This window comes from Delftia sp. ZNC0008, from assembly GCF_000799035.1.
GTDB classification, from domain to species: Bacteria; Pseudomonadota; Gammaproteobacteria; order Burkholderiales; family Burkholderiaceae_C; genus Comamonas; species Comamonas tsuruhatensis.
The window spans coordinates 1-3262 of record NZ_JTKZ01000326.1; the positions used below are offsets into that span (position 1 = coordinate 1).

A 3262-nucleotide genomic window follows, 5' to 3' on the forward strand; every position below is an offset into this window, starting at 1 on the left:
TGGAACTGGCATGCCGGACTCTCTGGACAAGGGAAAACACAGGGACGGCCACAGGGTACACCCACCCGCCTGGCGCACGATGCCAGCGGTATGCCCGGGTGCATGCCAGGGGCTCGGAGGCGGCGAAACACCCAGGACACGCGGGTTTCTTAGAATTCACCCATTGGCCTGCGGGTCATTCCAGATTCCATGCGCTCCCGGACAGTGCCGCGGCGCCTCGGGGCGCAAGGCCTGCGCGGCGCCTCTTTCCCTCGCTTTCGTCTTCTTCGCGTTCCCTTTTTCTATGCAAACCCGTTGGCCGCCCTATGCGTGGGTGTGTTTTTCCATGTGCGTGGGTGTCATGGGCACGGCCCTGGCCAGCCCGCTGTACCCGCTGTACCAGCAGGCCTGGGGGCTGCAGCCCAGCCACATCACGCAGATCTTCGTGGCCTACATGTTCGGCGCACTGGCCAGCCTGCTGTTCCTGGGCCGGCTGACCGACCGCTTCGGCTTTGTCGCCGTGCTGCGCGCCGGGCTGATCCTGATGACGCTGGGCGTGCTGGCCTCCACCGTGGCCTGGAACGTGCCCAGCTTTGCGTTGGGCCGCGTGGTGATCGGCGTGGCTTCGGGGCTGATCACCACCTCGGCCTCGGTGGGCATGACCCGGCTCAACAACCGGGGCGACCTGCAGCGTGCCGCGGCCACGACCAGCCTGACCATTGCCTTCGGCTTCGGGCTGGGCCCCGTGGTGGGCGGGCTGATCGCGCAGTGGCTGCCCTGGCCGCTGGTCACGGCCTACATTCCGTCGCTGGGGCTGGGCCTGCTGGCCGTCTATGCGCTGTACCAGGTGCGCATTGCCGAGCCGGCGGAGCTGGCCTCCACCCAGGCACGCGCGCTGCACTGGCGTGATTTCATGCCCACCATCACCCTGCCCGAGCGCCGCTTTGCGCGCCACTACGCGCTGGGCGGCATGTGTGCGTTCTGCGCCTTCGGCATGTTCAGCCTGTTCGCATCGCTGGCGCCCAGCTTCATGCAGCGCATGGTGCCCTGGCATGGGCCGGCCGTTTCGGGCCTGTCCATCGGCGTGATCCTGTTCCTCTCGGCGGGCTTCCAGTACCTGGCGCGCCCGCGCCCGACCAAGGGCTCGGCCATTCTGGGCTTTGCCTGCCTGGTGGCCTGCAACCTCCTGCTGCTGGTCAACAGCTTTGCGGGCTCGGCCCTGCTGTTCGCGCTCAGCGTGATCGCCACGGCGGCGGGCCACGGCCTGTGCAACCTGGCGGGCATGTCCATCGTCAACAAGGTCTCGACACCGGCCACGCGCACGGGCCTGCTGTCCACCTACCTGGTGGTCGGCTACCTGGGCACCATCGTGCCCATCCTGGGCCTGGGCTGGCTTTCGGACCACATCGGCATCACCGAGGCCCTGGTCGCCTACTGCATCGTCATGGGCGTGCTGGCCGGCTGGCTGTGCTGGATGTGCACGCGCACGCCCACGCTGCCCATGCCCAAGCACTAGGACCTGTTCACGCCCAAGCGCAGGCTGTTCAGCGAAAGTGCGGCCCCGGCCCGTCCTTGGCCAGGCAATCGCCGTCATTGCGCAGCGGGCAGACCTTGAGGGACAGGCAGCCGCAGCCAATGCAGCCGTCGATCTGGTCGCGCAGCTGGGTCAGCCCCTGGATGCGCGCATCCAGCGCATGGCGCCAGCGTGCGGACAGCGCGCTCCAGTCGGCCTGCGTGGGTGTGCGGCCGCTGGGCAGCTCCTGCAGCGCCTCGGCAATCTCGGCCAGCGGCACGCCCATGCGCTGGGCCACCCTGATGACGGCCACGCGCCGCAGCACGGCACGCGCATAGCGGCGCTGGTTGCCGGGCGTGCGCAGGCTCTCGATCAGCCCCTGGCGCTCGTAGAAATGCAGGGCCGAGACGGAGATGCCACTGCGCCGGGCCACTTCGCCCACGGAGAGGATGGCCGGCCCGTCATGGTCGGACGCGGTGACACCGGCAGAAGACAGATTCATGGCAGCAGAAAATAGGCGCAGGAAAAATAGGTCCAAGCAGGCCTGCATTTGACCTCAACTTTGGTTGAGGTTTCACACTGGCAAGCCTCGCCGGTCCAGCCGGCGCACTTTCGGACTCCAGGCCCACCATGCAACACGACGCACTTCCAGCCGCCTCGGCACAGCCCGCCGCTTCCACGGCCCCGCAACTGCACCATCTGCAGCCCGCCGGTCTCTACGACGCCACGCCCAACGGCTACACCCATGTGGTCACCGTGCACGGGCCGGCGCAATGGGCCTTCGTCTCGGGCCAGGGCGGCGAGAACCAGGCGGGCGACTTGCCCGACAGCTTCGCGGCCCAGGCGCAGCAGGCCCTGTCCAACCTCAAGCTGGCGCTGCAGGCGGCGGGCGCGGACATGGGCCAGGTGGTCAAGCTGCCCCTGCTCATCGTGGACCACTCGGAGGCCCGCTTCAACGACTGGCAGGCCGCCGTGCGCCTGCATTGGAGCGACGGTGCCCCCGGCGATGGCGCCCCCAGCAATACCCTGCCGCGCTTTCCGGCCTGCACCCTGATCCCCGTGCCCCGGCTGGCCCTGCCCGGCATGCTGATCGAGGTCGATGCCGTGGCCGCACTGCCCGCCACCGCCCAGCCGGCGCGGCCGCCGCTGTGGGTCTGAGCCATCCGCTTGCCACCCATCAGCAGATACCACAGGCATTCGTCCGATGAACAGATCCTCCCCGGCCTCCGCCCTGCCCTCGCCGCCCATGCAGGCCACCGCCGCGCCCGTGCTGCCCCAGAGCACCCTGCTGCTCATGGCCACGGCCTGCGGCCTGTGCGCGGGCGCCAATTACTTCAACCAGCCGCTGCTGCACTCCATCGCCATCGACCTGGGCATCAGCGAGGCGCGTGCCTCACTGACAGTGACCATGGCCCAGGTCTCCTATGCGCTGGGACTGCTGCTGCTCGTGCCGCTGGGCGACATGCTGGAACGCCGCCGCCTGGTGCTGGGCCTGATGCTGCTGGCCGCACTGGGCATGCTGGCCAGCGGCATGGCGCACAGCTTTGCGCTGCTGGCGGCGGGCACGCTGATGACGGGGCTGTTCTCGGTCGCGGCCCAGGTGCTGGTGCCCATGGCGGCCAGCTTTGCGGCGCCCGGCGCCAGCGGGCGCGCCGTGGGCCTGGTCATGAGCGGGCTGCTGATCGGCATCCTGGCCTCGCGCAGCGTGGCCGGCGTGCTCTCGGACCTGGGCGGCTGGAATGCCGTGTACTGGGTCGGTGCCCTGGCCAC

At 69.2% G+C, this 3262-nt stretch carries 4 protein-coding genes; 3 read left to right on the forward strand and 1 reads right to left on the reverse strand.

What is annotated here, in order from left to right; translation table 11 throughout:
- Positions 1–283: 283 nt before the first annotated feature.
- Positions 284–1495 carry an MFS transporter gene (locus L995_RS10920; protein ID WP_432430804.1) on the forward strand — a complete coding sequence of 404 codons (1212 nt, stop codon included), beginning with the start codon at positions 284–286 and terminating at the stop codon, positions 1493–1495.
- A 28-nt stretch (positions 1496–1523) separates the two neighbouring features.
- Here the strand turns inward: L995_RS10920 and soxR are convergent, their stop codons facing one another.
- Positions 1524–1994: a redox-sensitive transcriptional activator SoxR gene (soxR, locus tag L995_RS10925; protein WP_017407202.1), complete on the reverse strand. Its 471-nt coding sequence runs from the start codon at positions 1992–1994 to the stop codon at positions 1524–1526.
- Positions 1995–2122: 128 nt separating this feature from the next.
- Here soxR and L995_RS10930 point away from each other — a divergent pair, with 128 nt between their 5' ends.
- Both L995_RS10930 and L995_RS10935 read left to right on the forward strand, forming a co-directional pair.
- Positions 2123–2650 carry a RidA family protein gene (locus L995_RS10930; RefSeq protein ID WP_047471595.1) on the forward strand — a complete coding sequence of 176 codons (528 nt, stop codon included), beginning with the start codon at positions 2123–2125 and terminating at the stop codon, positions 2648–2650.
- Positions 2651–2696: 46 nt separating this feature from the next.
- Positions 2697–3262: MFS transporter (locus tag L995_RS10935; protein ID WP_047471598.1), on the forward strand; the 566-nt coding region annotated here is incomplete at its 3' end.

Excerpts from the sequence above, each read along its gene's own strand:
- L995_RS10920 (WP_432430804.1), top strand. The coding sequence starts at position 284 with ATGCAAACCCGTTGGCCGCCCTATGCGTGGGTGTGTTTTTCCATGTGC.
- soxR (WP_017407202.1), bottom strand. The coding sequence starts at position 1,994 with ATGAATCTGTCTTCTGCCGGTGTCACCGCGTCCGACCATGACGGGCCG.
- L995_RS10930 (WP_047471595.1), top strand. The coding sequence starts at position 2,123 with ATGCAACACGACGCACTTCCAGCCGCCTCGGCACAGCCCGCCGCTTCC.